Genomic DNA, 20,775 nt, shown 5'->3' with positions numbered 1-20,775 from the left:
TCCAGTCATCATATCTCCTCATAAGTTTTAGTGATAAATAGCTTGCAAATGGCCGGATGGCGTCGCTATACTCCGCACGTTGTATGACGACTGACAACCCTCCGCACAAGAACACACGGAGCTTCTGGAGACTTCATGGCCGATGCAATTTCACCCGTCCGGGCCACGCGCGTGCGCTGGACGATCCTCGCGATCCTTTTCATCGTAACCACCGTCAACTACGCCGACCGCGCGACGATCTCGATCGCCGGCCCCGAGCTGTCCAAGCAGCTGGGCCTGTCGCCGGTGCAGATGGGCCTCGTGTTCTCCGCGTTCTCATGGTCGTACGTGCTGTCGCAGCTGCCGGGCGGCTGGCTGCTGGACCGCTTCGGCACCCGCATCACCTACTTCTTCTCGATCTTCCTGTGGTCGCTGTTCACGCTGGCGCAGGGCTGGGTCGGGTTCTTCAGCGGCGGCGCCGCCGTGATGATGCTGTTCGCGCTGCGGCTGATCGTCGGCGCGGCCGAGGCACCTTCGTTCCCCGGCAACAGCCGGCTGACGACATCGTGGTTCCCGACCGCCGAGCGGGGCACCGCCGCGGCGATCTTCAACTCCGCGCAGTACTTCGCCACCGTGTTGTTCGCACCGATCATGGGCTGGCTGGTGCACACGTTCGGCTGGGAGAGCGTGTTCTTCGTGATGGGCACGCTGGGCATCCTCATCGCCTTCGCCTGGCTCAAGTTCGTGCATGGCCCGCGCCAGCACCCGCGCATCAACGCGGCCGAACTGCAGCACATCCAGCGCGGCGGCGCCCTCGTCGACCTGGAAACGACGGGCACCGCCAAGCAGCAGATCGACACGTGGGCATGCCTGAAGCAGCTGCTGTCGTCGCGCATGCTGCTGGGGATTTACGTCGGCCAGTACTGCATCAACACGCTGACGTACTTCTTCCTGACGTGGTTCCCCGTGTACCTCGTCAAGGAACGCCACATGACGATCCTGAAGGCGGGCTTCATCGCCGCGCTGCCGGCCATCGCCGGCTTCCTCGGCGGCGTGCTGGGCGGCGTGATCTCGGACCGCATGATCAAGCGCGGCTACAGCACGTCCGTGGCGCGCAAGACGCCGATCATCGGCGGCATGCTGCTGGCCACCACGATGGTGCTGTGTAACTACGTGGAGCAGGACTGGGTCGTCGTCGCCGTGATGGCGCTGGCGTTCTTCGGCAAGGGCATCGGCGCGCTGGGCTGGGCCGTCGTCGGCGATACGTCGCCGAGCCAGGCGGGCGGCATGAGCGGTTCGCTGTTCAATATGTTCGGCAACGTGGCCGGCATCACGACGCCGATCGTGATCGGCTTCATCCTCGAGGCCACCGGCTCGTTCTACGGCGCCCTCGTGTTCGTCGGCGCGAACGCGCTCGTGACGGTGCTGTGCTACCTGTTCCTCGTCGGCGAGATCCGCCGCTTCGAGTTCACCCGGCCGGTCGTCAAGGAAGTCGTGGCGGCGTGATGAAAACGCTGTAAACGGTATAAAAAAAAACGGGGCCGCGAAGGCCCCGTTTTCATTGGGGGAGCCGGAACTCAGGCGCCCCGTTCGATGTCGTCCAGCTCGGCGGGATCGATGTCCTCACCGGTGAACGGGATCGTTTCGATGTGGTCGACGCCGATGTCGGCGCCATCGCGCGCCGTCGTGTCGCGGCCGACCGTGGCGCGTTCGCCGGTGCCGCCGGCGTCGGTATCGCTGTCGAGGTCCGCATCGCCGACGTCCGGGCCGGCCGTGCCGCCCGCCGTGCTCTGGTCGATATCCTCATTGGTGCCGCCAGCGAGATTGTTTTCCTCGATCTGCTGGGCCAGGCCGGAGCCGCCCTGCACGTCGCTGCCGGAATCGGACGTGTCGGAAGGACCGAGCGCGCCGGTGGCGTGCCCCTTGCCCAGGACCCGGTCGGGCAGTTCGGGGAAGTTGTCGGGATCGAGAGTACTGTTGCCGGACATGATAGCCTCCTTGGATTGCATCGCCGCAGGCGCGGCCTTGCAATTACTCTAACAGCGCGTGTGGAACGGCGTCGCACTTCACGCCCGCCAGCAACGCGCCACGCGCTCGACCGCCGGCAGTATCAGCCTCTCAGACATGTTCACCGCGCAGCGCAGATGGGCTCGTGCCCCGTCGGGCCATGGCCCGACTGCCAGGCACCAGGGGACACTCCGCCGCGCATTGCAGATGAGCTTGTGTCACCGGTGCCTGGCACCAGTGACACAAGCTCGGCAATTGGCACGGCAACGCCGCAGTGCATCCCCTTCTCATCTTATTTCTGTATTGCACATATCCGAACTCGTTATTTCACTAATGTATAATTCATTGGTATACTGTGTGCATGGTCATCAACCACTTGGAGAACATGATGAAAACCGCTTACTACGTTATCGCCGCACTGGCCCTGGCAACTGCCGGCGCCGCTTTTGGTGCCGAGGAACCGGCCGCCGCCACCGCTACCGCCACCACCGCCGTGACCGCCACGCAGGCGCCGCAAGCCGCGCCGGTCGCGCAGTCTCGTGGCCTGACCCGCGAGCAGGTGCAAGCCCAGGTCATCGAAGCGCGCCGCAACGGCACGCTGATCGAGACCGAAGCCGACATGGATGTCGCGCGCACGAAGCAGCAAGTCGCCCGCTAAGCAATGAAGCGTGTTGCGATCGCCGCCGCGGTGGCGCTGCTGCTGGCCGGCTGTGCGGACATGGGCCATATCAAGCCTGCGTCGCGCGTGCTGCCCGCCGCCGACCTGGCCGCGGGCAAGGCGATCGAAAGCGCCGTTGCGCAGGACGCCCACTGGCCCGACGAGCAATGGTGGCAGGCCTATGGCGATCCGCAGCTGGACCGGCTGGTCGAAGCGGCGCTAGCCGACAATCCCAGCCTGAAGGCGGCGCAGGCGCGCGTGCGGCAGGCTGCCGCGCTGGCCGGCGTCGTGTCCGCGGCGGGCGAGCCGCACGTGGATGCCAACGTCAGCACGACGCGCGAACGCTTCCCCGCCCACGGCTCCGTCCCGGCGCCGCTGGCCGGTAACTGGGCCTGGTACAACACGGCGACATTGAACGGCTCCTACGACCTGGACCTGTGGGGCCGCCATCACGACACGCTGGCCGCCGCGCTGGGCGATGCCCGCGTAGCCGCGGCCGAGGCGCAGATGGCCAGGCTGACGTTGCAGACGGCCGTCGTGCGCACCTACCTGCAGCTGTGGTACCGGCATGCGCAGCAGGACAGCGTCGCGGCCAGCCTGGCCGAACGCCGCCGCATCCTCGACATCGTGCGCCGGCGCGAAGCGGCCGGCCTGGCCAGCGGCATCGACGTGGCGACGGTGGAAAACACGTTGCCGGCTGGCCGGCGCGAGCACGAGGCGATCGGCGAATCGATCGCGCTGCTGCGCAACCAGCTGGCGGCACTGGTCGGCAAGGGACCGGGCGAGACGGAAACGATCGCCCGGCCAGCGCCGGCCCTGGACAAGATGCCGGGCTTGCCGTCGGCGCTGCCGGCCGAACTGGTGGGCCGCCGGCCCGATATCGCGGCGATGCGCTGGCGCGTCGAGGCGGCGGACCGGCGCATCGATGCGGCACGGGCGGCGTTCTACCCGAACATCAACCTGATCGCGTTCGCGGGCCTGCAGTCGTTCGGCTTTTCCCGCTTCCTCGAGCCGTCCGCCCGCACGCTGGGCGTGACGCCGGCATTGACCCTGCCGGTGTTCGAAGGGGGACGGCTGCGCAGCGCGCTGACGGCCGACACGGCCGCGTACGACGGCGCCGTCGAGCAGTACAACGCCACGGTGGTGCAGGCGCTGGCGGACGTCGCGAATGTTGTAGCGAAGATACAGTCCTGTAACGAACAACAACGCCTCGCGGAGCATGCGCTGGTGACGGCGAAACGGGCCCACGACTTGGCCGAGCAGGCCTACCGGGCGGGTGTCACGGATGCCATGAACGCCTTGCAGGCGCAGCTTCTCCTGCTGGGCGAAGAAGATCAATTGCTGCGCGTGGAAAGCGAGCGGCTGGACAATTATGCGAGCCTGATGGCTGCGCTGGGGGGTGGTGTCAGGCTGGAGGATGGCATCTAAAAACAATTTACCGTTGTGCAACCCCTAGTACAATCAGGCTGTTATCGATTTATTGCACAGGAGTGCGCCGATGAGCAGTTTTGACGCGACCAACAAGCGCCTGAAGAACATCCGTGGCAGGAATCCGGACTTCCCGGAAGACCTGATGCGGCTGCTTCGCATGACGTACCACGTGCAAAAGCGGATCAAGGACCTGTCGAACGCGGCACTGCGCAAGTACGACCTGGTCGATGCCAGCTACATGGTACTCGCCGTGCTGTACGGCTCGGACAACGAGACGTCGACCGCGTCGGCGCTGGGCGAAGCCTGCATGGAAAAGCCCGCCAACCTGACGCGGGTCTGCAACGACCTCGAAGCGCAGGGCCTCGTCGCGCGCGGCAACCGCCCGGGCGACCGCCGCTGCGTGATGATCTCGCTGACCGACAACGGCCGCCGGCTGATCGAACAGGTGATGCCCGAAGTGTGGCGGCGCACGACGCGCGCGTATGACGGATTCACGCCGGAAGACATCCGGCTGCAGGAACAGCTGTTCGCCCGGCAGCTGGAAAACTTGGACAACACCTAAGCGGCTCCCTCCTCGCGTCGGGGTCGCGTGAAGAACGATGACACCCGACTCCGCAGCACCTCCCACATCCCGCCTGTCCCACCTTACCGGTGCCACGCGCCGCGCCCTGCAAGGCTGGGTCGCGGCCGACGGCGAACGCCTGCTGTTCGTCGTGCGCATGCTGGCGGCGGCGTATGGCGCGCTGTGGCTGGCACTGCGCCTCGGCCTCGATGCGCCGTTGACGGCCGTGGCGACGACGTTCGTGCTGGCGCTGCCCTCGTCCGGCATGGTGCTCGAGAAGGCGCTGTACCGCCTGTTGGGCACCGTGGTCGGCTGCACGGCGGCGCTGACCCTGGTGGCGCTGTTCCCGCAGCAGGCGCCGCCCCTGTTTGCCGGCCTCGCGCTGTGGATCGCGCTGTGCACGGCCGGCGCCGCGATGCACCGCAACCAGCAGTCCTACAGCTTCGTGCTGGCCGGGTACACGGCATGCATGATCGCCGTGCCGGCGCTGGACAACCCGGCCAATGTGTTTGCGCTGGCCGTCACGCGCGCCACCGAAGTGGGGCTCGGCGTGCTGGTGGCGATCACCGTGCACGACGTGCTGCTGCCGCGCGCGCACGGCCCGCAGGTGCTGCGCACCGTGCAGGCGCGCTATGAGCGCTTCCTCGGTTTCTGCCGCCAGGTGCTGGAACACCGGCTGCCGCCCGCCGAAGCGGAACTGAACCACCTGCGCTTCGCCGCCGACATCGCCGCGCTGGAATCGGGCCGCGCCGCCGCCTTCTTCGAGGCTGGCCTGGGCCGCGCGCAGACGCGCCAGCTGCATGCGTTCAACGAGGCGTTCATGGCAGCGCTGACGACGTTCTACACCTTGCACCGGCTGCTGCACCGCATGCGCACCGGCGCCGCCTCGCCCGTGCCGGCGCTGGTGGCACCACTCGAAGCGCTGCTGGCGCAGGCACTGGGCGGCGCGTTGGCGCAAAGCGGCAGCATCGCAGGTGCCCCGATCGACATGCTGCCCGCCGCGCTGGCGCAGCAGGCCGAAAGCGCGCGCACGCAACTGCCGCCGGGCGACGAGCGCCTGCGCATCGACTTCGACACGGCGGTCGAACTGGCCGAGCGCTTTGCCCGCCATCTGGTGACGTTCGTCGGCATCTATCACGGCCTCGCGCAAAAAAAACGGATGCAGGTCAGCGAGCCGCAGGCGTATGCGCCGAAGACGCCGCCCGGCATCGTGGCGGCCAGCGGTGCGCGCGCCGCGATCGCGCTCTTGTGCGGTGCCACGCTGTGGTACTGGCTGGCGTGGCCGCAGCTGTCCAACGCGCTGTTGATGTCCACGATCTTCTGCGCGCTCGCTTCCGGCTCGCCGCGGCCGACGGCGATGATCAAGCAGGTGCTGACGGGCTTTGTGATCGGCGCGCCGCTGACGTATGCGACGGTGTTCCTGCTGCTGGCGCGCGCCGACGGCTTCCCGATGTTGATGCTGGCCACCGCGCCGCTGCTGTGCCTTGCGGGGTGGCTGACGAGCGATCCGAAGCGGGCCGGCATCGGCATCGGCATGGCGATGCTGAGCAGCCAGTTCCTGGCGCCGCAGCACCTGGTCAACTACGACGCGGGCGTCGTCATGAATTCGCTGTTCGCGCAGACGGGCGGCGTGGTGCTCGCGTACCTGATCTTCACCGTCGTGCTGCCCGAGCATACGATGGGCAACCGCACGCACGTGGCCGCGGCATTGTGGCGCGAGGCGCTGTCCGCCTGCACGGCGCGGCTGCGCGGCCAGGGTGCGCGGCTGCGGCACCGCTTCGACAACCGGGTGCGCGACCTGCTGTCGCAACTGAACGCGGCCGCCGGCCCGGCGCCGTCGCCCGAGGCGCGTGCCGTCGTGCGGCAGGGCCTGACGTTGCTGGAGCTGGGGCATGCCGTCATCGAGCTGCGCGCGCTGGCGCGTGCCACCGGTGCGGATGCCGCGCTGGATCCGGCATTGCGTGCCGTGGCCGACTACCTGCGCGTGCCGGGCGAGCCGTCGTGCCGCGCCGCCGTCGCCGCCTTGCAGGCCGCCGGCCCGGCCGTGCGTACCGCGCTGGCGGACGATCCGTCCAGCCTGCGCGCCGCGCTGACCGCGCTGCATTCGATCCACACGTCGCTGCAGGACCAGCTGCCGCCACCGACCTATCCCCTTACCGGAGTTATCCATGCCTCGTGAACTGTCGATCTTCGGCATCCTGATCCCGACGCTGCTTCCGCTGTTCCTGGCCAGCGCGCTGCTGCAGGGCGTGCTGGACCGGCTGCTCGTCGCCACCGGCATCTACCGGCGCCTGTGGCACCCGGCGCTGGCGCGCCTGGCGCTGTTCGTCTGCATCTTCGGCGGCCTCACCGCCTGGCTGTACCAATAACCTTCTTCAACCTTCAACCTTCGACCGGAACACCTGCCGTGACCCTTGCCGTCAAACTCTTTCGCATCCTCGCCACCCTGCTGCTCGCCAGCGCCGCGCTGTACGCCGGCAAGGCGGGATGGGACCACTACATGGAATCGCCGTGGACGCGCGACGCCCGCGTGAAGGCCGACGTGGTGACGATCAGTGCCGACGTGGCCGGCATCGTCACCGAGGTGCGCGTGCACGACAACCAGCTGGTGCACAAGGGCGACGTGCTGTTCGTCGTCGACAGCGAACGTTACGAGAACGCCCTCGCCACCGCCGACGCCGCGCTGGCCGCCCAGCAGGTCGAGAAGACCCGCCGCGGCAGCGAAGCGAAACGACGCGCCGCGCTGGATGCCGCCGTGATCTCGGCCGAGAGCCGCGAGTCGGCCGAGTATGCGGTGGGCACGGCATCGGCCCAGTACCGCGCCGCGGCCGCCGCGAAGCATCTGGCGGAGCTGAACCTGCACCGCACCGTGGTGCGCGCCCCCGTCACCGGCTACGTGACGAACCTGCACGTGTATGCGGGCGACTTCGCCGCCGTCGGCGCGCCGAAGCTGGCACTGATCGACAGCGCGTCGTTCTATGTGATGGGCTACTTCGAAGAGACCCGGCTGCCGCTGCTGAAAGCGGGCGCGCCCGTCGACGTGCGGCTGATGGACGGCGTGGCGCTGGCGGGCCACATCGAAAGCGTCGCCCGCGGCATCACCGACCGCGACGCCGCCACGGGCCGCGAGCTGCTGGCCGACGTGAACCCCACGTTCAACTGGGTCCGCCTGGCCCAGCGCGTCCCCGTGCGCATCGCCATCGACAAGCTGCCGCAAGGCGTCGAACTGGTGGCCGGCACGACGTGCACGGTAACGATCACGCAGCACCCGGCTGCGAAAAAGAAAGTTGCCTGAATCGAGGGACTGTCCCTCGAATCCGGAAATATTTCCTGAAATCGGGGACAGTCCCGCGTCGTTGGCACGCAACGGTTCAGGACCAGCCGCACGCCGCGTCAGAGTGAGCGCGTGCGCAGCGCATCCCGCGGTGACGCGGAAAAGCCACAGGGGACTGTCCCTCGTTTTTGGAAATATTTCCAGAATCGAGGGACAGTCCCCTGTGGCGGGGCGACAACGCTGCCGGGCGATGCGTGGGCGATGCGCGGGTGAGACGGTGGGGGTCAGGCTTCGCCGGACTTTCCGGCCAGCTTGGGGCGGCGGCGCGGGGCGGCGTCGGATTGGCGGCGGATCAGCGAGAAGTCCATCACGATGTGCTCCGGCTCCTGGATGGTGCCGTCGCGCTGGGCGCGGATCTGGCGGACGAGGAACTGCACCGCCGTCTCGGCCATCTGGGCGATCGGCTGGCGCACCGTCGTCAGCTCGGGCCAGATCGTCGTCGCCAGCGCGGTGTCGTCGAAGCCGGCGACGGTGAGGTCGCCCGGCACGTCCAGGCCCAGGCGATGGGCGATCGCGACGGTCGCCGCGGCCATGTCGTCGTTGCTGGCGAAGATCGCCGTCGGGCGCTGCTCGAGGCCCAGCAGGGACTCCGCCGCGTCGAGGCCGGAGCGGTACGTGAACATGCCCTGCACCATCAGCTCGGGCGCGGCGTCGGCGCCCTTCTCGGCGATCGCCGCCTTGTAGCCGTCCAGGCGGCGCGCGGATGCCGTCTGGTTCGGGTGGCCGATGATGAAGCCGATGCGGTGGTGGCCCAGCGAGATCAGGTGGCTCGTCATCTCGTAGGCGGCATGGTAGTCGTCGATCGACACGGCGCCAACGCGCGGATCCGGCTGGCCGCATGCGACCGTCACGGACGGCACGTCGGCCAGCGCGATCATCTCGATCAGCTCGCGCATATCGCACAGCGGCGGCGGCAGGATGATGCCGTCGACGCCGTTGTCGATCAGCCGGCGCGTCTGCGCTTCCCACGCCTGCCCGCCTTCGCAGTTCTCGACGACGAGCTGCACGTTGTGGATGCTGGCCTGGTTCAGCAGGCCGACGAGGAATTCGCTCAGGTAGCCGGCCGACGGGTTACTGTACAAGAAGCCGATGCGGATCGCGCGTGCGCCCGCCAGCCGGCGCGCGGCCTGGTTCGGCACGTAGTTCAGCGCGGCCACGGCCTCGTCGACCTTGCGGCGGGTGGCCGGCCGCACGTTCGGATCGCCGTTCATCACGCGCGACACGGTCATCGGCGACACGCCGGCCAGTTTGGCGACGTCCGACATCGTGGGCACGCCCGGCTTCTCGGACCGCCGCGACGGCTGCGGACCCGCCTCCCCTGGCGTGCTGGGCGCTTTCGCCTGAATTTTCGTCATCTGACTGTACTTGTAGGATTATTATCTGCGGACTTTATCATATGCCGTGACGGCAAAACCGCGTCTGCCATTTTAGCATCCGCGGCCCCGCCGTGTTAGCGCACCCATGGCTGCGCCGGCCCCGTCAATGCCCCGGCGCGTACGGGAAGCGGATGGCCTTGTACTCGTCCAGCGAACGCGCCGGCGGCCGTGCGCCGGGCGGCAGCGCCAGACCCGACACGGACTGGAAGTACGCCACCGACGCATCGCGCCACCAGTGCGCCTCCTTCACCTGCACGTCCAGCCGTTCGCGCACCTCGTCGTAGCGGCGCGCGTCGACGAACGGTTTCATCCGCTCCCAACGCGTGCGCAGCTCCTCGGCCTGGGCGACGCCCCGGTCGTAATGGCCGACCAGCTCCGCCCACAACGTGCGGCCGGACGGCATCGCGTAATCCCACGGCAGGTGGTGGAACCACAGCAGCAGCTCGGGCGGCGTGGTGCGCGGGTCGGACCAGCGGGCCGCCAGCGCCGGCGCGTACTGTGCCAGCGCATTGCTGCCGCGCGCGGTGCGGTCGAAGCCGATGCCCTGCCGGTCGGCCTTGTGGTAGTAGGTGGGGTTCCAGTCCGGCCGGCCCAGGTTGTCCACCCACGGGCCGGGGCCGTGATGGTGGCCCGTGTCCATCAGGTGATGCAGCCCCAGCGGCGTCATGTAGTTCACGACGGCCTCGCGCGACATCATCATCATGTCGACGATGCCCTGCACTGCCTTTGGATCGCGGGCAAACGTCTGCGTCGCCCACTCCTCGGCAAACGCGCGGGCGCTGCCCTGCGGGTCCCACGCGAACCGCCCGTACGCATACCAGTTGGCCTGGTCGAAGTGCGAGCCGCTCCACGTGCGCGAGCTGCCGACGTTCGCCACGCCGGCCATGCCGGTCGGCCGCTTGCCATGCGCCGCGTCTTCCAGCACTTGCGCCACCGTCAGGCCGCCCGGTTGGCGCATCGTATCGCTCGTCAGCGTCTCCTCGAACAGCGGGCCGAGGTAAGCCATGTGCATCGCGAAGCCCAGGTATTCCTTGGTGATCTGGAATTCCATCATCAGCGGCGTGGCCGGCATCGCGCCGAACAGCGGGTGGAACGGCTCGCGCGGCTGGAAGTCGATCGCGCCGTTCTTCACCTGCACCAGCACGTTCCGGGCGAACTTGCCGTCCAGCGGCTTGAATTCGTCATAGGCCTGCTTGGCGCGGTCGTCCGGCTTCTCGGCCGCGTAGACGAACGCGCGCCACATCACCACGCCGTTGTGCGGCGCCAGCGCGGCGGCCAGCATGTTGGCGCCGTCCACGTGCGTGCGGTGGTAGTCCTGCGGGCCCGGCTGGCCTTCCGAATTGGCCTTGACGAGAAAACCGCCGAAGTCGGGGATGGCGCGATAGATCTCGTCGGCCTTGTTGCGCCACCATGCCGCCACTTCCGGCGACAGCGGGTCGGCCGTCTTCGTTTCCTTCAGTTCCAGCGGCGTCGAGAAGCGCGCCGACAGGTACACCTTGATGCCGTACGGCCGCAGCACGTCGGCCAGCGCGGCCGCCTTGGCGATCCACGGCGCCGTCAGGATCTCCGGCTTCGAATTGACGTTGTTCAGCACCGTGCCGTTGATACCCAGCGAAGCGTTGGCGCGCGCATAGTCGACATAGCGGCGGTCGCGCACGTCCGGCAGCTCCCACCAGTTCCAGATCGACTGCCCGGCATAGCCCCGCTCGACGCTGCGGTCCAGGTTGTCCCAGTGGTTCAGCACGCGCAGCTGCAGCTTCGGTGCCGACCGTTCGTCCAGCCGGTCGAGCGGCTTGCCCGTATTGGCCGCGCGCAGCAGGCCGAAAGCACCGTACAGCAGGCCGATGTCGTCGTTCGCGGCGATGACGGTCACCCGCTTGCCGGCCACCGTCGCGCTCTTGAGCAGATAGCCTTCGCGGCCCAGGTCCGCCAGGCCCGCGCCATCGACACCAGCCGGCAGCTTGCCGGCGCGCGCCAGCACGACCGCGCCATCCGTCACGCGCGTGCCCAGCGCGAGGTCCTTGCCCGTCATGCCTTGCGCGCCGCGACGCAGCTCGTCGATTGCCGCGCGCACCGTCGCGGACGGCGCGCCGTCGAACACGATAGTATTCCACCGTGGCGCGTGCGCCTGCGGCAGCGGCCGATAGCGCAGCCACAGTTCGTAGCCGTCCTCGTCCGCGGGGTGTGCGGGCGCGGCGTGCACCGCGCTCGCCAGCACCGCCGCCGCTACCAGCGCCAGTGCGGCCAGTGCCCTGTTCCAGATTTGCATCATGTCTCCGTGTTGTTAGCGCAATTCATTGCGTTGTTATGGATGTTAGCGTAACCTTTTGCCAGACGCTACAACAATACGGCCCCGCGCCGACAGGAGACACGATGACCACGAGCCGCCGCGACATGCTGCGCCTGCTGGCCGGCACCGCCTGTGCCGCCGCCCTGCCCTTTTCCCTCGCCGCCGACCCCGAGCCGTTGAAGACGATCGCCGCCCGCAAGGGCCTGCGCTTCGGGAACGCGCTGGGCTACCGCGACTTCAAGGACCCGGCCTACCGCGCGCTGATGGCGCGCGAATGCAATGTGATCGTCGCCGAAAACGAGACGAAATGGCCGGCACTGGAGCCGAAGCCAGGCACGCTGAACTTCGCGCCCGCGGACGAGATGTTCGCCTGGGCGCGCAAGGAAGGCATGCAGGTGCGCGGCCATACGCTCGTGTGGCAGCCGGAAAAATGGCTGCCGGCGTGGATCGCGTCTCACGATTTCGGCCAGGGCAGCCGCGAGGCCGAGCGCCTGCTGCGCGAACACATCACGACGGTCTGCAAGCACTACGGCACCGGCATCTACAGCTACGACGTCGTCAACGAGGCGGTCGATCCGAAGACGGGCGACTTGCGCAGCAACGCGTTCACGCAGCGGATGGGTGCCATCGAGCAGATCGACTTCGCGTTCCGCGTCGCCCATGAGCAGGCGCCGCATGCGCAGCTGGTCTACAACGATTACATGCGCGAGGATGCCGGCAGCGCCAAGCACCGCGCCGGCGTGCTGAAGATGCTGCGCGAACTGAAGGCCAAGGGCACGCCCGTCCACGCGGTCGGCCTGCAAAGCCACATCGGCTCGTGGGATGACGCCACGCAGAAGACCGACCCGATCCGCGACTGGCGCGCCTTCCTCGACGAAGTGACGGGCATGGGCTTCGACCTGCTGATCACGGAATTCGACGTCAACGACCGCATGCTGCCGGCCGACTTCACGACCCGCGACGCCGGCGTGGCCGCGCTGGCGCGCGACTACCTCGACGTCACGCTGTCGTACCCGCAGGTGAAGGACTTCCTGCTGTGGGGCATGGCCGACCACGTCAGCTGGCTGCAGACCTGGGACGAGGCCCCCCGCAAGGACAAGCTGCCGCAGCGCTGCTGCCCATGGGACGACCAGCTGCGCGCCAAACCGCTGCGCGACGCGATCGCCGCATCGCTGCGCGCGATGCCGCAGCGGCGGGCGTGACAATGGCTATCGCTGAGTCCGTGTCCCGGCAACGGACGTACACGAACTCATCCATTTGACTGCCGAGCCCGTGTCCCGCTGGGGTCTGACCCCACAGGGACACGAACTCATCCATTTGACTGCCGAGCTTGTGTCCCTCTAGGGTCTGACCCCAGAAGGACACAAGCTCGGCCGTAGCGAGTTCAGCGCCGCTCCAACAGCTCGAACACCCCCATCCCCGCCAGCATCGCCGCCGTGAAGATCAGCGGCTCGACGGCGCCCGTCGCGAGTGACGTCAGCGCGGGGCCGGGGCAGTAGCCGGCCAGGCCCCAGCCGACGCCGAACGCCAGCGATCCCAGCAGCAGCCGGCGGTCGATGGCCGTGGCCGTCGGCAGCCGCATCGGCTCGCCCAGTAGCGAACGCTCCCAACGGCCCGCCACCGCGAAAGCCGCCAGGCCGACCAGCACGGCGCCGCCCATCACGAACGCCAGCGTCGGATTCCACGTGCCGGCCACGTCGAGAAAGCCCTGCACCTTCGCCGGGTCCGTCATGCCCGAGACGATCAGGCCGATGCCGAACACCAGGCCCGCCAGCAGCGCCATCAAATTCACCATAAAACTACGCATCACACCCTCCTCACGCCAGCACGTGGCGCACGACCCACACGGTAACGAAGCCGGCCAGCATGAACGCGGCCGTCGCGGCCAGCGAACGGGGCGAGCGGCGCGACAGTCCGCACACGCCATGCCCGCTGGTGCAGCCGGAGCCATAGCGCGTGCCGATCCCCACCAGCAGGCCCGCGACGATCAGCGTCCCGGTGCCTGCATCGATCTGCACCGGCGGCAGTGGCGCCGCCAGGCGATACAGCAGCGGTGCGGCGATGAGGCCGACCAGGAACGCCACGCGCCAGCCGACATCGCCGCGCGCGGGACGCAGCAAGCCGCCGGCGATGCCGCTGATGCCGGCAATCCGGCCGTTGAACAGCACGAACAAGGCGGCCGCCGCACCGATCAACAACCCGCCCAGCAAGCCCGCGATGGGCGTGAAATGCATCCAGTCGATCGTCATCGCTCCCTCCCCGGCGCGCAGAAGCGCGCATACAGTACCTGCATCACCGCGGCCGCGTCGTCGCTGGCGAGCCGGTAGTAAATCTGCTTGCCGTCGCGCCGCGTGGCGACGAGCCCTTCGTTGCGCAGCACGCCCAGTTGCTGCGACAGCGTCGGCTGGCCGATGCCCAGCTGCGCCGCCAGGTCGCTGACGCAGTATTCCCCCTGCGTCAGCTGGCACAGCAACAGCAGGCGGTCCGGGTTGGCGAGCGTTTTGAGCAGGCCGCATGCCTGCGCCGCCGCGGCCTGCATGGCAGCCAGGTCGAGATTGCGGTGTTGGTCCATCGATTGTCCGTACACTTAAGTTCGAAACATTATATATCAAGATAAACTGTTTTACGCATGCAGCCGCCATGGATACGAAGGCATGGCCCGGCCGGCCGCCAGCGGTTATAGTTCCCAGCCCGATAACCCGACAAGAAAACGCTTCATGCTGAACCAACGCACCCTCGTCAAAGTCGTTCCCGTGCTGCTGTTGCTGCTGGCCGCGTACTGGTACTTTTCGCCTTACCTCGCATTCCACGCGCTGCGCGACGCGGCGCGGCGGGGTGACGTGGCGGCGCTTGCGGAACACGTGGACTTCCCCAAGGTACGGGCGGACCTGAAGGTGCAGCTGAACGCGATGATGACGGACAGCCTGCGCGACCTCGGCGCGGGTGGCAACGGCGTTGCCGAGGCGGGTGCCGCGTTCGGCGCGATGCTGGGGAGCCTGATGACCGACAAGCTCGTCGACGTGATGATCACGCCGGAGTACCTTGCCTACGCCGTGCGTGTAGGGAAGACGAAGAACGTCGAGGACGACAGGTCCGCCCCGCCGGTCCAGGCGGAAGAGGACGGAGACGACGTCGACGAGAAATGGCTGTTCGAGCGCGCCGGCGTGAACCGGCTCGTCGTGCTCAGGCACGACGAAGGCAGTGGCTCGAGCATGGGCTATGTGCTGGAGCGCACCGGCTTCGCGCAGTGGAAGCTTGTCGGCATCGACTTGCCGAAGCCGACGCACTGCTGCGGTGCGGCGCGCCATGCACCGCAACCCGGAGCTACCTGACCCGCGGACTTTCCGGCGGCCCCAGGTAGCTGGCCTTCATGCCGCCCGCATCGACGACGATTTTCTGCAGCACCACGCCCGGGTCGAGCGCCCATACCTTCAGCACGTGCGCACCCGGCTTGTCGACGGCATGCCCGGTCGTGAACACGGCGGCGCCGTCGGCAACGATCTTCTCCCACCATTTTTCCGACCCGTCGGCATGCAGGTTGACGACCTGCGGCGCGCCGTCGTCCAGCGCCACCGCGTAGCGCAAGCCCTGCCCCGGCTGGAACTTCAAGGTCGGCGCCACCGTCACGTGCACCTTCACGTCGCCGCGGCTGAACAGGTGCACGTCATACTCGAGGCGCATGCCGTCCTGCGGGGACAGCGCCGGCGCATCGACCGGCAACGTCGTCATGCCCGACAGCGTGCGGCCGTGATCCGGCACGTTGAGCCATTCCCGGCCCGGTGCCGCGACGGCGCGCGCATAGTGCTCCGCCTCCATCGCCACGACGCCGCCCGTCTCGACGAAGCCGCGCACCCGGGCCGCGTCGGCCGGCTTGTGCAGCGGCACGTCGATCTTCGCCGTGCCGTTCGGGCCTGTGACGAGCAGCTGCGCCGTCGTGACGCCGGCCGGCACCTCGTCCCAGCGCGCATCGACGGCGATGCGCTGCACCTTGTCGACGGTGCCTGACGGCTTGTCGATCAAGAGCCACGGATCGCTGGTCCGTACCGTGAACGGCACCGGCTTGCCGCCCCGGTTGAACAGCTCCACGTGGCGCGGCCGGCGTTCGAACACGTCCAGCGCCGGCAGCTTCAGGTCGCGCGCTTCCGGCCACGCGCCGGCGCTGCCTTCGACCGCCACGCCCAGCTCCCCGGCCGGCGGCACCTGCACCTCGGACACGGCCGGCATCACGTTGCGCGGCGGTTGCTGCCAGTACGTATAGCCCAGGTGCGTCTGCGCCATCATGTGGTTCCACTTGCCGCCGCCCATCGTGTGATAGCGCCGCGTCAGCGCGGCATCGTCCGCGAACAGCTTGCGGGCCCGCGCCGCCATGTCGTTCGTCGCGGTGCGCCCCTGCTGCGCATACAGCCGGTTCATGCCCACCGTCGCATACAGGTCGTTGACGATGGCTGCCGCCTTCACCGGGTGCAGCACCAGCTGGAAGAACGCGTCGCGCCGCTCCTTCGGCTGCGCCGCGTACAGCCGTTCGGCGCGCGCCTCCAGCGCGCGGTAGTCCGCCACCACGCGGGCCGCTTCGTCGTAGTTGACGAGGCTGTAGGTGTCCGGCGCCAGCATCTCCGGCCGGCGGCGGCCGTTGTACTTGGCATATTTCGCGACGATGTCCGCGATCTCGGGCGCATCGCGCGCGCCGAACTCGCGGGTGGCCCACAGGCGCAGGTATTCCTGCAGGCGGTCGGCCGGCCACGCGGCCGGGTTCCAGGCATACGACAGGAAGAACTCGATCGGCACCTCCATCGGCTTCAGGTCGCCCACGTTGACGATCCACAGCTGCGTCGCATCGTACTGCCACGCCAGGTGCATCTGCTCCCACACCTTCGGCAGCGGCGTCACGTTGATCCACTTGTAGTTGCGCGGGCCGCCCACGTAATCGAAGTGGTAGTAGATGCCGGCGCCGCCGGAGCGCTTGCGTTCCTCGGGCGTCGGCAGCCGGCGGATATTGCCCCAGTTGTCGTCGCACCACAGCAGCAGCACGTCGTCCGGCACGCGCATGCCCTGCTCGTAATACTCCTGCACTTCCTTGTACAGGGCCCACAGCTGCGGCACCTGCTTCATGTCCGGGTTGATCTGCCGCGCGATGATCTCCCGTTGATCCTTGACGATCTTTTCCAGCAGCGCCACGTTGGCGTCACGCGACATCGGCTCGTCGCCGTCGCCGCGCATGCCCAGCGTGACGATCTTCTCGAAGCCCTGCGTCTTCTCGATCCCGGCGCGCCAGAAGTCCTTCAGCACGCCCTCGTTGCGGTGGTAGTCCCACGGCCCCTTGCCGTAGCGGGCCCATTCCTTGTGCGCCCGCATCATCGGCTCGTGGTGCGACGTGCCCATCACGATGCCGTATTCGTCGGCCAGCCGGCCATTCTCCGGGTCGTCGTTGAAGAATGCCGCGTCCCACATCGCCGGCCACAGGTAATTGCCGCGCAGGCGCAGGATCAGTTCGAACACCTTCGTGTAGAACCGGTGGTTGTAGCCGCCGTAGCGCTCCTTCGCCCAGCCCGTCAACGCGGGCGCCTCGTCGTTCAGGAAGATGCCGCGGTACTGCACCACCGGTGCATCGGCCACCGCCGTGCCGGCGTTCGCATAGATCGCCTTGTGCCGCGCCGGCGGCACGTCGGCCCACCAGTACCACGGCGATACGCCGATCTGTTCGGAGAGCTCGTAGATGCCGTAGATCGTGCCGCGCTTGTCGCTGCCGGCAATCACGAGCGCGCGCTGCACGCCCGGCAGCGGGTTCGTCACCGTGCGGATCAGGTAACCTTCCCACTTGCCGCGCAGCGCCGCCACGTCCAGCATGCCCGCCTGCGCGAGGCCGTCGATCAGCGCGCTCTTGCCCAGCGTGCCGACGATGACGACGTCGATGCCGAGCGGCGCGTTCTTCAGCAGCGCCGGCTTCGTGCCGCTGACCCGCGCCACGTCCGCCTGCAGGTCGCCGGCGGCGCGCAGCACGCCCGCGTGGTCGTTGCCGTCCACATAGATCGGCGCGGCCCGGCCTTTGGCCACCAGCTCGACGGCATCAAGACCGCCCCGCTCGAACGCGACGAACGGTGGCTTGCCCAGCGCCTGCGCACGGGTTCCCAGCTGGAGCAGCAGCACCAGCAACATCCAACGCAACGCAGTCACTCAGTCCCCCAGCGGTTCGTAGTCGAACCAGTCGACGTCGGCCGGCGCGCCGGTCGCGAACATCCCCACGAACACGCCGGTGAATCCACCGGCCTCCTCGGACGACAGCGGCGCCGTCGGCGCGCTGCCCAGCACCACCGGCTTGCCGCCCTGCTGGGCATAGCTGAATTCATAGCGGTCCGGCCAGGCGCGTACCTGCAGCTCCACGGGCCCGGTCGCCAGCGCAGTGGACGCAACGGCCGTCGTCACGCCCTTCACGCGCGTGACCAGTTCCACGCGGCGTGCCGCCGCGCTGCCGCCGATGCGCAGCTGGTAGTGGTTGTTCTCGTTCTGCCGCAGCGCCAGCCCGGCATACTGGCCCGGGCCGCCCGGTGCGAAGTCCACCAGCATGGCGGCGCGCATGTTCAGGTGCTGCTGGCGGCGCGCCACGAAGGCCGGCGTCGCCGCGTCATCCATCGTCCACCGGTTGCCCTTCAGTCGCAGCCAGCCGGGACGCTCCGTCAGCGAATACAGGCCATCCGTCGGGCCGCGCAGGAAGGTCCAGCGCAGGTCCAGCTGCGGCGCATCGAAGCCAGTGCGCACGGGTTCCGCCGGCCACGGCGCGGCCGGTGGCAGGCCGGCCCCGCTCATCTCGACCGTCAGTGGCTTGCCGTCGTTGACGACCGGCCAGCCATCCTTCCACGTGACGGGTGCCAGCATCGTTTCGCGGCCCAGGTGATGCTTGTTCTGCTGCGGGCGCACGCCCAGCAGCACCATCCACCACTTGCCGTCCGGCGTCTGCACCAGGTCGGCGTGGCCGAGCGCCTGCAGCGGCTGCTCCGGCTTGCCGCGGTGCGTGAGGATCGGGTTGGCGGGGTTCGACTCGAACGGACCGAACGGGGACTTCGAACGCGCCACCGTGATCGCGTGGTTGTACGACGTGCCGCCCTCGGCGATCATCAGGTAGTACATGCCGTTGATCTTGTACAGGTGCGGCCCTTCCGGCCACACGCCACCGGTGCCGTTCCAGATCCGCTTCGGCGCATCGAGCAGCTTGCCCGTCTTCAGGTCGATGCGGGCCTGCGCCACGCCGCCCTTCTCGCCGCCGTCGTGCCGCGTGAAGTACACGGTGCCGTCGTCGTCGAAGAACAGAGATGGATCGATCCAGCCCTGCTGTTCCTTGATCCACACGGGTTCGGACCACGGCCCGGCCGGGTCCTTCGCGTGGACGTAGAAGTTGCCGCCGTTGTCCACGTTCGTCGTGATCATCCAGAAGCCCGTCTCGTTGCAGCGCAGGGTCGGCGCGAAGATGCCGCGCGAGTAGCGCTGGCCGGCCAGCGGCAGTTGCGACGTACGCGTCAGCGCATGGCCGATCTGCTTCCAGTGCACGAGATCCTTGCTGTGGAAGATCGGCACGCCGGGGAAGTACTCGAAGCTGCTGGTGGCCAGGTAGTAGTCGTTGCCGACGCGGCAGATGCTGGGGTCCGCGTGGAAGCCGGGCAGCACCGGATTGCGGTAAGTGTCGGCTGCCTGCGCTGTCCCCGCGAGCAATCCAAGGGCAAACAGCAGCGGCTTCATTTGGCACCTCCGCAGCGGTTGCGCAGCGCGGCCAGCGGCACGGCATCGGCCATCGCCTTCAGGCCGGCGACCGATGGATGCAGGCCGTCGTTGTCGTATTCCTTCTTCAGCCGGTCCGGCTGCGCGGGATCGCGCAGCGCCGCGTCGAAGTCGGCCACCGCGTCGAACACGCCGGACGTGCGGATCCACTGGTTCAGCTGCTGGCGATCCGCCTCGTTGGCTGGTGCCGGCCGGTAGTAATCGCTGCCCGCATATGGCGTGACGGTGCCGCCGATGACGCAGATGCCGTGCGCGTGCGCCCGCTCGACGAGCTGGCGGTGCGCGACCTGCAGGTCTTCCACCAGCTTGGCGCGGGCGGCCGGGATGTCCTCGCCGTTGCGGTGCTGGATGCCGAAGTCGTTCACGCCGATCATCACCACCGCATGCGTCACGCCGGCGCGGCCGATCACGTCGCGGTCGAAGCGCGAGGCCAGGTTCGGGCCCAGGCCGTCGCGCAGCATGCGTCCGCCGCCGATGCCCACGTTGACGACACCCATCGGCTTGCCGCCGGCGGCGATGCGGGCGGCCAGCGCATCCGGCCAGCGGTCGTTGCCGTCCGTCGTCGTGCCATAGCCATCGGTGATCGAATCGCCGACCGCCACCACCGCGCCGGTGTCGCGCGGCGCCTGCACTTCCACGTCCGCCAGCAGGTACCAGCGCGGCGTCTTGACGGGATCGGCCAGGGTCGCATCCAGCGTGCGCTGCCCTTTCGCGACGAAGCTGGTGGTACGCGAGCCGGGGTGGCCCGTCTGCTTGCCTGGCGCGCCATTGAAGTACAGCGAAATGGCGAGGTCCGCGCCGGCCTTGTGCGGCAGCGTCACCACGTCGCTGTAGTATTCGGCGCCCGCCGGGATCATCACGGTGCCCTTGCCGCCGAACGTCAGCGGCCTGGCGGATTGCGGATCGATAGCCGGGTCGCCTGGCGCGCGGGCCAGGCCGATGCCGGCCGCGTCGATGACGAGCGGCGTGGTGCCGAATACATTGCTGATCCGTACCCGCAGCTTCTCGCCGCCCAGCGCCACGTGCACGATCTGGCGCAGCGTGGCATCCTGCCAGTGTTCGAGGGCGAGTTCGTTCTGGGGTTCCGGCTGCATCTGGGCGGTGCCCCAGGACGCGACCCAGTGCCAGTTGCCGGGCCTGTCGGCCGCGGCCGCGGTGGTCGCAGTGCTAATGGTGGCGAGCGCCAGCGCGGCGAGCATGGCTGCGCCGCCCGCGCGCAGCGGCGTGTACTTGTTGTGCATATCGTCTCCGTTTTAGCGTGCCTGGTTCGGGCACGTCGTCTTCTTGGGCGCGCGCTCCGGCGGGGGCCAGAGATATGTTGACTTGCTACGACAAATCGCGCACACTGCAAAAAATGTTAGCGCTATTCAT

General features: G+C 68.2%; 18 protein-coding genes. 9 read left to right on the top strand and 9 right to left on the bottom strand.

Translation table 11 applies throughout. From position 1 onward, the window contains the following. Positions 1-135 precede the first annotated feature (135 nt). Entirely contained in the window at positions 136-1,485 is a 1,350-nt protein-coding gene (locus tag IP92_RS03680; RefSeq protein ID WP_145873130.1) for an MFS transporter, read from the top strand. A gap of 71 nt (positions 1,486-1,556) precedes the next feature. Here IP92_RS03680 and IP92_RS03675 read toward each other — a convergent pair whose 3' ends face one another. Then, complete coding sequence (locus tag IP92_RS03675) at positions 1,557-1,967, bottom strand: hypothetical protein (RefSeq protein WP_145873129.1); 411 nt, start codon at positions 1,965-1,967, stop codon at positions 1,557-1,559. A gap of 404 nt (positions 1,968-2,371) precedes the next feature. On the opposite strand from IP92_RS03675, the gene IP92_RS30090 reads away from it, so the two are divergent. The 6 genes from IP92_RS30090 (at position 2,372) to IP92_RS03645 (ending at position 7,932) form a co-directional block, all read left to right on the top strand. After that, on the top strand, positions 2,372-2,644 hold the full coding sequence (locus tag IP92_RS30090) for a DUF4148 domain-containing protein (protein WP_199271819.1): 273 nt from the start codon (positions 2,372-2,374) through the stop codon (positions 2,642-2,644). Positions 2,645-2,647: 3 nt separating this feature from the next. Then, positions 2,648-4,072 (top strand): efflux transporter outer membrane subunit, encoded by a 1,425-nt coding sequence (locus IP92_RS03665; protein WP_145873128.1) that lies wholly within the window; start codon positions 2,648-2,650, stop codon positions 4,070-4,072. Between the two features lie 70 nt (positions 4,073-4,142). Next, positions 4,143-4,637, top strand: a complete 495-nt coding sequence (locus IP92_RS03660) for a MarR family winged helix-turn-helix transcriptional regulator (protein ID WP_145873127.1) — start codon at positions 4,143-4,145, stop codon at positions 4,635-4,637. Positions 4,638-4,674: 37 nt separating this feature from the next. After that, positions 4,675-6,816: an FUSC family protein gene (locus IP92_RS03655; RefSeq protein WP_145873126.1), complete on the top strand. Its 2,142-nt coding sequence runs from the start codon at positions 4,675-4,677 to the stop codon at positions 6,814-6,816. Then, the gene (locus IP92_RS03650; protein ID WP_145873125.1) at positions 6,806-7,006 is read left to right on the top strand and encodes a DUF1656 domain-containing protein; all 201 of its coding nucleotides are present in this window, start codon (positions 6,806-6,808) and stop codon (positions 7,004-7,006) included. The genes IP92_RS03655 and IP92_RS03650 overlap by 11 nt, the downstream gene beginning before the upstream one ends. Before the next feature lie 38 nt (positions 7,007-7,044). Next, positions 7,045-7,932: an HlyD family secretion protein gene (locus IP92_RS03645; RefSeq protein WP_229418601.1), complete on the top strand. Its 888-nt coding sequence runs from the start codon at positions 7,045-7,047 to the stop codon at positions 7,930-7,932. Positions 7,933-8,195: 263 nt separating this feature from the next. Here the strand turns inward: IP92_RS03645 and IP92_RS03640 are convergent, their stop codons facing one another. Together IP92_RS03640 and IP92_RS03635 are read right to left on the bottom strand one after the other, a co-directional pair. After that, positions 8,196-9,326 (bottom strand): LacI family DNA-binding transcriptional regulator, encoded by a 1,131-nt coding sequence (locus tag IP92_RS03640; protein WP_145873124.1) that lies wholly within the window; start codon positions 9,324-9,326, stop codon positions 8,196-8,198. A gap of 124 nt (positions 9,327-9,450) precedes the next feature. After that, positions 9,451-11,619 carry an alpha-glucuronidase family glycosyl hydrolase gene (locus IP92_RS03635; RefSeq protein ID WP_145873123.1) on the bottom strand — a complete coding sequence of 723 codons (2,169 nt, stop codon included), beginning with the start codon at positions 11,617-11,619 and terminating at the stop codon, positions 9,451-9,453. 101 nt (positions 11,620-11,720) lie between these two features. On the opposite strand from IP92_RS03635, the gene IP92_RS03630 reads away from it, so the two are divergent. Continuing rightward, complete coding sequence (locus IP92_RS03630) at positions 11,721-12,839, top strand: endo-1,4-beta-xylanase (RefSeq protein ID WP_145873122.1); 1,119 nt, start codon at positions 11,721-11,723, stop codon at positions 12,837-12,839. 182 nt (positions 12,840-13,021) lie between these two features. On the opposite strand, the gene IP92_RS03625 is transcribed toward IP92_RS03630, so the two are convergent. From IP92_RS03625 to IP92_RS03615, 3 genes are read right to left on the bottom strand one after another with little or no spacing between them, the layout of a single operon-like run. Next, the gene (locus tag IP92_RS03625; RefSeq protein WP_371860876.1) at positions 13,022-13,444 is read right to left on the bottom strand and encodes a YeeE/YedE family protein; all 423 of its coding nucleotides are present in this window, start codon (positions 13,442-13,444) and stop codon (positions 13,022-13,024) included. A 10-nt stretch (positions 13,445-13,454) separates the two neighbouring features. After that, positions 13,455-13,886 (bottom strand): YeeE/YedE family protein, encoded by a 432-nt coding sequence (locus IP92_RS03620; protein WP_145873121.1) that lies wholly within the window; start codon positions 13,884-13,886, stop codon positions 13,455-13,457. Further along, entirely contained in the window at positions 13,883-14,209 is a 327-nt protein-coding gene (locus IP92_RS03615; protein ID WP_145873120.1) for an ArsR/SmtB family transcription factor, read from the bottom strand. The genes IP92_RS03620 and IP92_RS03615 overlap by 4 nt, the downstream gene beginning before the upstream one ends. Positions 14,210-14,354: 145 nt before the next feature. Between IP92_RS03615 and IP92_RS03610 the strand changes: the two genes are divergently transcribed. After that, positions 14,355-14,969 carry a DUF2939 domain-containing protein gene (locus IP92_RS03610; RefSeq protein WP_158206816.1) on the top strand — a complete coding sequence of 205 codons (615 nt, stop codon included), beginning with the start codon at positions 14,355-14,357 and terminating at the stop codon, positions 14,967-14,969. On the opposite strand, the gene IP92_RS03605 is transcribed toward IP92_RS03610, so the two are convergent. Genes IP92_RS03605 through IP92_RS03595 form a run of 3 tightly spaced genes read right to left on the bottom strand, consistent with a single transcriptional unit; the run spans position 14,962 to position 20,645 of the window. Next, positions 14,962-17,808, bottom strand: coding sequence for a glycosyl hydrolase 115 family protein (locus tag IP92_RS03605; protein ID WP_229418600.1), 2,847 nt, complete (start codon positions 17,806-17,808; stop codon positions 14,962-14,964). The two genes, IP92_RS03610 and IP92_RS03605, sit on opposite strands and share 8 nt — an antisense overlap. Further along, entirely contained in the window at positions 17,809-19,365 is a 1,557-nt protein-coding gene (locus IP92_RS03600) for a glycoside hydrolase family 43 protein (protein ID WP_145873118.1), read from the bottom strand. Beyond that, complete coding sequence (locus IP92_RS03595; protein ID WP_229418599.1) at positions 19,362-20,645, bottom strand: SGNH/GDSL hydrolase family protein; 1,284 nt, start codon at positions 20,643-20,645, stop codon at positions 19,362-19,364. Before IP92_RS03595 ends, IP92_RS03600 begins: the two co-directional genes overlap by 4 nt. Positions 20,646-20,775 lie beyond the last annotated feature (130 nt).

The organism is Pseudoduganella flava (assembly GCF_007830495.1).
GTDB lineage: Bacteria > Pseudomonadota > Gammaproteobacteria > Burkholderiales > Burkholderiaceae_D > Rugamonas > Rugamonas flava.
The sequence above is the reverse complement of the archived record's forward strand: the minus strand, read 5'-3'. Positions and strand labels throughout refer to the sequence as shown.

Bases quoted from the DNA above. Each gene is read 5' to 3' on its own strand.
- IP92_RS03630 (WP_145873122.1), top strand. From the start codon at position 11,721: ATGACCACGAGCCGCCGCGACATGCTGCGCCTGCTGGCCGGCACCGCC.
- IP92_RS30090 (WP_199271819.1), top strand. From the start codon at position 2,372: ATGATGAAAACCGCTTACTACGTTATCGCCGCACTGGCCCTGGCAACT.
- IP92_RS03680 (WP_145873130.1), top strand. From the start codon at position 136: ATGGCCGATGCAATTTCACCCGTCCGGGCCACGCGCGTGCGCTGGACG.
- IP92_RS03650 (WP_145873125.1), top strand. From the start codon at position 6,806: ATGCCTCGTGAACTGTCGATCTTCGGCATCCTGATCCCGACGCTGCTT.
- IP92_RS03635 (WP_145873123.1), bottom strand. From the start codon at position 11,619: ATGATGCAAATCTGGAACAGGGCACTGGCCGCACTGGCGCTGGTAGCG.
- IP92_RS03675 (WP_145873129.1), bottom strand. From the start codon at position 1,967: ATGTCCGGCAACAGTACTCTCGATCCCGACAACTTCCCCGAACTGCCC.
- IP92_RS03640 (WP_145873124.1), bottom strand. From the start codon at position 9,326: ATGACGAAAATTCAGGCGAAAGCGCCCAGCACGCCAGGGGAGGCGGGT.
- IP92_RS03610 (WP_158206816.1), top strand. From the start codon at position 14,355: ATGCTGAACCAACGCACCCTCGTCAAAGTCGTTCCCGTGCTGCTGTTG.
- IP92_RS03655 (WP_145873126.1), top strand. From the start codon at position 4,675: ATGACACCCGACTCCGCAGCACCTCCCACATCCCGCCTGTCCCACCTT.
- IP92_RS03600 (WP_145873118.1), bottom strand. From the start codon at position 19,365: ATGAAGCCGCTGCTGTTTGCCCTTGGATTGCTCGCGGGGACAGCGCAG.
- IP92_RS03620 (WP_145873121.1), bottom strand. From the start codon at position 13,886: ATGACGATCGACTGGATGCATTTCACGCCCATCGCGGGCTTGCTGGGC.
- IP92_RS03615 (WP_145873120.1), bottom strand. From the start codon at position 14,209: ATGGACCAACACCGCAATCTCGACCTGGCTGCCATGCAGGCCGCGGCG.
- IP92_RS03625 (WP_371860876.1), bottom strand. From the start codon at position 13,444: ATGCGTAGTTTTATGGTGAATTTGATGGCGCTGCTGGCGGGCCTGGTG.
- IP92_RS03660 (WP_145873127.1), top strand. From the start codon at position 4,143: ATGAGCAGTTTTGACGCGACCAACAAGCGCCTGAAGAACATCCGTGGC.
- IP92_RS03595 (WP_229418599.1), bottom strand. From the start codon at position 20,645: ATGCACAACAAGTACACGCCGCTGCGCGCGGGCGGCGCAGCCATGCTC.
- IP92_RS03665 (WP_145873128.1), top strand. From the start codon at position 2,648: ATGAAGCGTGTTGCGATCGCCGCCGCGGTGGCGCTGCTGCTGGCCGGC.